At 72.6% G+C, this 7,142-nt stretch carries 7 protein-coding genes; 2 read left to right on the forward strand and 5 right to left on the reverse strand.

What is annotated here, in order from left to right; all coding sequences use genetic code 11:
• Positions 1 to 28: 28 nt before the first annotated feature.
• The 3 genes from ABZ565_RS12210 to ABZ565_RS12220 form a co-directional block, all read right to left on the reverse strand.
• On the reverse strand, positions 29 to 1,675 hold the full coding sequence (locus ABZ565_RS12210; protein ID WP_361024046.1) for a phospho-sugar mutase: 1,647 nt from the start codon (positions 1,673 to 1,675) through the stop codon (positions 29 to 31).
• A 271-nt stretch (positions 1,676 to 1,946) separates the two neighbouring features.
• On the reverse strand, positions 1,947 to 2,771 hold the full coding sequence (locus ABZ565_RS12215) for a purine-nucleoside phosphorylase (RefSeq protein WP_361024049.1): 825 nt from the start codon (positions 2,769 to 2,771) through the stop codon (positions 1,947 to 1,949).
• A gap of 140 nt (positions 2,772 to 2,911) precedes the next feature.
• Complete coding sequence (locus ABZ565_RS12220; RefSeq protein WP_361024052.1) at positions 2,912 to 3,349, reverse strand: gamma-glutamylcyclotransferase; 438 nt, start codon at positions 3,347 to 3,349, stop codon at positions 2,912 to 2,914.
• Positions 3,350 to 3,610: 261 nt separating this feature from the next.
• Between ABZ565_RS12220 and ABZ565_RS12225 the strand changes: the two genes are divergently transcribed.
• Positions 3,611 to 5,050 carry an NAD(P)H-quinone dehydrogenase gene (locus tag ABZ565_RS12225; protein ID WP_361024055.1) on the forward strand — a complete coding sequence of 480 codons (1,440 nt, stop codon included), beginning with the start codon at positions 3,611 to 3,613 and terminating at the stop codon, positions 5,048 to 5,050.
• 198 nt (positions 5,051 to 5,248) lie between these two features.
• Positions 5,249 to 6,196 carry a DeoR/GlpR family DNA-binding transcription regulator gene (locus ABZ565_RS12230; RefSeq protein WP_361024058.1) on the forward strand — a complete coding sequence of 316 codons (948 nt, stop codon included), beginning with the start codon at positions 5,249 to 5,251 and terminating at the stop codon, positions 6,194 to 6,196.
• A gap of 30 nt (positions 6,197 to 6,226) precedes the next feature.
• Here the strand turns inward: ABZ565_RS12230 and ABZ565_RS12235 are convergent, their stop codons facing one another.
• Together ABZ565_RS12235 and ABZ565_RS12240 are read right to left on the reverse strand one after the other, a co-directional pair.
• Positions 6,227 to 6,826, reverse strand: a complete 600-nt coding sequence (locus tag ABZ565_RS12235) for a helix-turn-helix domain-containing protein (RefSeq protein ID WP_361024062.1) — start codon at positions 6,824 to 6,826, stop codon at positions 6,227 to 6,229.
• Positions 6,827 to 6,966: 140 nt separating this feature from the next.
• A partial coding sequence (locus ABZ565_RS12240) for a biotin/lipoyl-containing protein (RefSeq protein WP_361024122.1) occupies positions 6,967 to 7,142 on the reverse strand: 176 nt, incomplete at its 5' end.

Consider the following 7,142-nt stretch of genomic DNA (forward strand, 5'->3'; position numbering starts at 1 on the left):
GCCGGGGCTTCCCGGCCACCCCGCTCCCTCAGATGCCCGCCGCTGCCGCCAGGTCGCGCTTGATGCCGGTCAGCAGCTCCGTGGCCCGGGCGCGGGCCGCCGGCAGCGCGTCGGCGGAGCCGACCGGTACGACGACCTCCAGGTAGCACTTCAGCTTCGGCTCGGTGCCGCTCGGGCGGACGATCACCCGGGCGCCGTCGAGCGTGTAGCGCAGCCCGTCGGTCGGCGGCAGCCGGTCCGTGCCCCGCGACAGGTCCTCGGCCGAGGTCACGGGCAGCCCCGCCAGGGCGGCCGGCGGCTGCTCGCGCAGGCGGCGCATCGCGTCCGCGATGACGGACAGGTCCTCCACCCGCACCGACAGCTGGTCGGTCGCGTGCAGCCCGTGTTCGAGCGCGAGGTCGTCCAGCAGGTCCAGGAGCGTGCGGCCCCGCTCCTTGAGTACGGAGGCCAGCTCGGCGACGAGCAGCGCGGCCGTGATGCCGTCCTTGTCGCGGACGCCGTCCGGGTCCACGCAGTAGCCGAGCGCCTCCTCGTACCCGTAACGCAGCCCCTCGACGCGGGCGATCCACTTGAAGCCCGTCAGGGTCTCCTCGTAGCCCAGGCCCGCCTTCTCGGCGATCCGGCCGAGCAGCGAGGACGAGACGATCGACTCCGCGAACACGCCGGTGGCGCCCCTGCGCACCAGGTGCGCGGCGAGCAGCGCGCCGACCTCGTCGCCCCGCAGCATCCGCCAGCCGCCGTCCGCCGCCGGGTCCGGCACGGCGACGGCGCAGCGGTCCGCGTCCGGGTCGTTGGCGATGACGAGATCCGGTTTCACCCTGCGTGCGGTGGTGAACGCGAGGTCCATCGCACCGGGCTCCTCCGGATTGGGGAAGGCCACGGTGGGGAACGCGGGGTCCGGCTCGGCCTGCTCCGCGACGAGCACGGGCGCGGGGAAGCCGGCCCGGGCGAAGGCGGCGGTGAGCACGGAGGCGCCGACGCCGTGCATCGCGGTGTACACGGTGCGGGCGGTGCGCGGCGAGCCGGCGTCGAGCACGGCGTCCGTACGGGTCAGGTACGCGTCCAGGACCTCGTCGCCCAGGGTCTCCCAGCCGGTGTCCGGGCGGGGCACGGCGTCCAGCGGGCCGACCGCCGCGATGGCCGCGGCGATCTCGCCGTCCGCCGGCGGCACGATCTGCGAGCCGTCGCCGAGGTAGACCTTGTAACCGTTGTCGCGGGGCGGGTTGTGGCTGGCGGTCACCTCGACGCCGGCGACGGCGCCCAGGTGCCTTATGGCGTACGCCAGCACGGGGGTGGGCAGCGGGCGGGGGAGGACCGCCGCGCGGAGGCCGGCCCCGGTCATCACGGCGGCGGTGTCCCGCGCGAAGTCGGCGGACTTGTAGCGGGCGTCGTAGCCGATGACGACGAGACCGCCGGTCCGCCCCTGGTCCTTCAGGTACGCGGCGAGGCCGGCGGCGGCGCGGATGACCACGGAGCGGTTCATGCGCATGGGGCCGGCGCCGAGTTCGCCCCTCAGCCCGGCGGTGCCGAACTGGAGCGTGCCCGCGAAGCGGGTGGTGAGCTCGGCGGTGTCCTCGGCGGCGATGAGCTTGGCGAGCTCTTCGCGGGTGTCGGGGTCGGGGTCCTCGGCGAGCCAGGCGCCGGCGCGGGCGAGGAGGTCCGGGGGTGTCGTCACGGGGTGCCTTTCGGGTGGGGCCGGTGGGTGTACGGGTGCGGGTGGGGCGCCTGCGGCGGGCCTGTCCCCCTACCCATCCCCAAGCTCTCAACTTCGTTCGAGCAGGGGAGACCCCACACTCCCCGAAACCGGGGCTCCGCCCCGGACCCCGCGCCTCAAACGCCGACGGGGCTGAGCTTTGCCGCGGGTGTGCGACGGCGGTGGCAGAATCAAGCCCCTGCGGCGATTGAGCAGCGGGGATACGGGGGCAGCGCCCCCGGAACGGTGCGGCTCAGATCCGGTCCAGCAGCCGCGCCAGCAGGGACCCCATCCGCGTCGCGGAATCCCGCCCCGCCTGAAGGACCTCCTCGTGGTTCAGCGGCTCCCCGCTGAGCCCCGCCGCCAGGTTCGTCACCAGGGACAGGCCCAGCACCTCGGCCCCCGCCTCGCGGGCGGCGATCGCCTCCAGGACCGTGGACATGCCGACGAGGTCGCCGCCCATGACGCGGACCATGTTGATCTCGGCCGGAGTCTCGTAGTGCGGGCCGGGGAACTGCACGTACACGCCCTCTTCGAGCGTCTCGTCCACCTCCTTGCACAGCGCGCGCAGCCGCGGCGAGTACAGGTCGGTGAGGTCCACGAAGTTCGCGCCGACGATCGGCGACGCCGCCGTGAGGTTGATGTGGTCGCTGATCAGGACCGGCTGCCCGGGGCGCATGCCCTCCCGCAGACCGCCGCAGCCGTTCGTCAGGACGACCGTCCGGCACCCCGCGGCGACCGCGGTGCGGACCCCGTGCGCGACGGCGGCGACGCCGCGGCCCTCGTAATAGTGCGTGCGGCCCAGGAACACCAGGGCGCGCTTGTCGCCGATCACGTGCGAGCGGATCGTGCCGCCGTGGCCCTCGACGGCGGGCGCCGGGAAGCCGGGCAGGGCGGTCACCGGGAACTCGGCCGCCGGAACGCCGAGCGCGGCAGCGGCCGGCGCCCAGCCGGAGCCCATCACGAGGGCGACGTCGTGAGTCTCGGCACCGGTCAGCTCGCGCAGGCGGGCGGCGGCGTCGGCGGCGGCGGCGTACGGGTCGCCCTGGATGTGGTCCGGAATAACTGATGCGTTCACGCGGATGAGCGTAACCGCTGAATCCCTACGCGCGTAGATGCCCCTGTACAGAGTCTGGCGGGATTCGTTCGTGTGTTCCGACAATCGGACTGGCGCCGGGGGTGAAAGGGGCAGGTCGCCGCCCCTCGCGCCCTCCGCCGTCAGCAGGGGCGCTTGCGCAGTTCCATCACATAGTCGTGCGGCGCGCCCGCCGATTCGGCCGCGTCCGCGATCTCGCCCAGATAACGGGCGGACGGCAGGCCGCCCTCGTAGCCGTTCAGCACATAGATCCAGGCCGGCTCCTCGCCGTCCAGGGTGTGCACCCGGATCCGCATGCGCCGGTATATGTCCAGGCCGACACCCTCCCAGCGGTCCATGGAGTCCTCGTCCATGGGTGCCAGGTCGTACAGGGCGACGAACACCTGCGAGCGGGGCGCCTCCGCCACGGTGGCCAGCGCTCCCTCCCAGCCCATCTGCTCCCCGCCGAAGGTCAGCCGCCAGCCGTTCAGCCAGCCGGTGCCGCGCAGCGGTGAGTGCGGGGCGCGGCGCGTCATCAGCCGCGCGTCGAGGTTGCCGGCGTACGCGGCGTAGAGCGACATGTGATCGAGGGTACGGGAGGTGGCGGCGGGCACGTCGGTTCCTGTGAGGAACGCCCCCTGAGGGGAGGCTCGAACGGGGTGGACGCGTCCGCCTCGTCCGTGCGCCGTGCGCCCCGGCGCACGTATGGAGGGCCCCGGGGAGAAGCACCTTGGCGCGTGCGGGACAATGAAGTACGTACTGCATTCCCCCGGGGCGATCCCCCGGACCCCCGGCCGGGGCAGCAGACGGCCGTGGGACGAGAAACGCGAGGCGGACTTTTCGTGACCCGGATCGTGATCATCGGCGGCGGACCCGGCGGGTACGAGGCGGCGCTCGTGGGCGCCCAGCTCGGCGCGGAGGTGACCGTCGTCGACTGTGACGGCCTCGGCGGCGCGTCCGTCCTCACCGACTGCGTGCCCTCGAAGACCCTGATCGCGACGGCCGAGGTGATGACCACCTTCGACTCCTCCTACGAGGAGCTGGGCATCATCGTCGCCGACGACACCCCGCACATAGAGCAGGCCGCACGTGTGGTCGGCGTCGATCTGGGGAAGGTCAACCGCCGCGTCAAGCGCCTGGCGCTCGCGCAGTCCCACGACATCACCGCCTCCGTCACCCGCGCCGGCGCCCGCGTCATGCGCGGCCGCGGCCGTCTGGAGGGCCTCCAGGCCGCCGACGGCTCCCGCCAGGTCGTCGTCACGGCCGCCGACGGTACGGAGGAGACGCTCACCGCCGACGCCGTGCTGATAGCGACCGGTGGGCACCCCCGCGAGATCCCGGACGCGCAGCCCGACGGCGAGCGCATCCTGAACTGGACCCAGGTCTACGACCTCGACGAGCTGCCGCAGGAGCTCATCGTCGTCGGTTCCGGTGTGACCGGCGCCGAGTTCGCCGGCGCCTACCAGGCCCTCGGCTCCCGCGTCACCCTCGTCTCCTCCCGCGACCGGGTGCTGCCCGGCGAGGACCCCGACGCGGCCGCCGTCCTGGAGGACGTGTTCCGGCGGCGCGGCATGAACGTCATGGCCCGCTCCCGCGCGCAGTCCGCCAAGCGCGTCGGCGACCGGGTCGAGGTGACCCTCGCCGACGGCCGGGTCATCTCCGGCACGCACTGCCTGATGGCCGTCGGCGCCATCCCGAACACCGCGGGCATGGGCCTGGAGGAGGCCGGCGTCCAACTCAAGGACTCCGGGCACATCCGGACCGACAAGGTCTCCCGTACCAGCGCGCCCGGCGTCTACGCGGCCGGCGACGTCACCGGCATCTTCGCGCTCGCCTCCGTCGCCGCCATGCAGGGCCGCATCGCGATGTACCACTTCCTCGGCGACGCGGTGGCCCCGCTGAACCTCAAGACGGTGTCCTCGAACGTCTTCACCGACCCGGAGATCGCCACCGTCGGCTACAGCCAGGCGGACGTCGACGCGGGCAAGATCGAGGCGCTGGTCGTCAAGCTGCCACTGCTGCGCAACCCGCGCGCCAAGATGCAGGGGATCCGGGACGGCTTCGTCAAGATCTTCTGCCGCCCCGGCACCGGCATCGTGGTCGGCGGCTGCGTCGTCGCCCCCCGGGCGAGCGAGCTGATCCACCCGATCTCGATCGCCGTCGACAACAATCTGACGGTCGAGCAGATCGCAAACGCCTTCACTGTGTACCCGTCCCTGTCGGGATCGATCGCCGAAGTGGCCCGCCAGTTGCACAGCCGTAAGCGCACGGGCGAGGCGTAAGAGGGCCGGGGACCCCGGGCCACGGCCCGGCATTCCCCGGCAACTCCCACCAAGTCGGGCGGCCCGAGGCCGCCGTTCGATCAGGAGACGACAACAAGGCGGTCGCCTATACCACTTGGTGACCGCCTGTATGTACAACTTCTGCTATTCGGCGCAAACTGCTGAAAAGTCTCGCGCGGTCACGTTACTGTCAGTTTTGTGTTCGCTGCAGAACGTCGTCAGTTGATCCTCGAAATGGTGCGTGCCAACGGGGCGGTATCGCTCCGTGAGCTCGCCCGCGTCGTCCAGACCTCCGAAGTGACCGTACGGCGGGACGTGCGGGCACTGGAGGCAGAAGGACTCCTCGACCGCCGGCACGGCGGTGCGGTCTTGCCGGGCGGTTTTACGCGGGAGTCCGGCTTTCCGCAGAAATCCCATCTCGCCACCGCGGAGAAGACGGCCATCGCCGACCTGGCCGCCGGCCTGGTCGAAGAGGGCGAGGCCATCGTCGTCGGTGCCGGTACGACCACGCAGGAGCTGGCCCGCCGGCTCGCGCGCGTCCCCGGCCTGACCGTCGTCACCAACTCGCTGCTCGTCGCCCAGGCGCTGGCCCATGCCAACAGGGTGGAGGTGGTGATGACCGGGGGCACCCTGCGCGGCTCCAACTACGCCCTTGTGGGCAGCGGGGCCGAGCAGTCCCTCCAGGGGCTGCGGGTCTCCCGGGCGTTCCTGTCCGGGAGCGGGCTCACCGCCGAGCGCGGGCTCTCCACGTCCAACATGCTCTCCGCGAGTGTGGACCGGGCGCTGGTGCAGGCCGCGGCGGAGGTGGTGGTCCTCGCGGACCACACGAAGCTGGGCTCCGACACGATGTTCCAGACCGTGCCGACGGATCTCATCACCCATCTGGTGACGGACGAGCCTGCCGCGCATGACGATCGGTCGGCGGCGGAGTTGCAGGCGCTGGCGGATCAGGGCGTACGGATCGCTGTCGCTGGTGGGGGTGCGGCCTCGTCGGCCGCGGACCCGGGCGCGGCGGGCGGGCGGCCCGCCGCGCGGCGCGAGATGCCGTTGCCCGGGCAGCGGCGTACGCAGGGGCAGCCGTTGCGTGGGCTGGGGGAGGCCGTCGAGCGGGACCGGGCGCGGGTGGCGGACCTGCGGCGGCGGTAGCTCGGAGGCGCTGCCCCGGGCCCCCGCTCCTCAATCGCCGGAAGGGCTCGATGCGCTCAGCCCGCGCAGGGTCAGCTTCAGCAGGCGGTCCGCCAGTCCCGGATCGTCCGGGGATTGTTCCGCTGCCAGGGCGATCGCGTTCGTCAGCTGCATCAGGTCGTCTATCGAGACGTCCGGCCGGACCGTGCCCGAGGACTGGGCGCGGGCCAGGAGCGTCGAACCCGCCTCGCGCAGCGGAGTGTTGCACCGGGCCAGGGCCGAACTCTCGTCGCGGCAGGTGGACATGAGGGCCTGGGCCAGGCCGCGGTACTCGCCCGCGTGGGTGACGATCGCGCCCAGCCACTCCACCAGCGCGGCGCACGGCCGGTCCGAGCCCGCCAGCTCGCGGGAGCGGGTGATCAGGGAGGTCACCGCCTCCTGGAAGACCGCGCTCATCAAAGCGTGCCGGGTCGGGAAGTGGCGGTACAGCGTGCCGATGCCGACCCCCGCGCGCCGGGCGACGTCCTCCAGGGAGGCGTCGGTGCCGTGTTCCGCGAAAGCGGTACGGGCTTCCGCCAGCAGCCGGCCGTAGTTGCGGCGCGCGTCGGCACGCATGGGCCGGGCCGGTGCCCCTGCCTGGCTCGTCGCCATGGTGCGGTCCCTCCTGTCTTCCCGGCCTGTCTCCCCGGTCTCCAGGATGCCATCGCGCGGGCGGTCGCCGTTCCCCGAATGCGCCGGTGCCCCGGTCACGTCCGACGACATGACCGGGGCACCGCCGGGGAAGAGGCGGGTCAGTCCTTGATCTCGCAGATGACGGCGCCGGAGGAGATCGAGCTGCCGACCTCGGCGGCCAGGCCCTTGACCGTGCCGGAGCGGTGCGCGTTGAGGGGCTGCTCCATCTTCATGGCTTCCAGGACGACGATCAGGTCGCCTTCCTTGACCTCCTGGCCTTCTTCCACGGCGATCT

Origin of the sequence: Streptomyces sp. NPDC016469 (genome assembly GCF_040632905.1) — a bacterium.
Classification (GTDB): Bacteria; Actinomycetota; Actinomycetes; order Streptomycetales; family Streptomycetaceae; genus Streptomyces.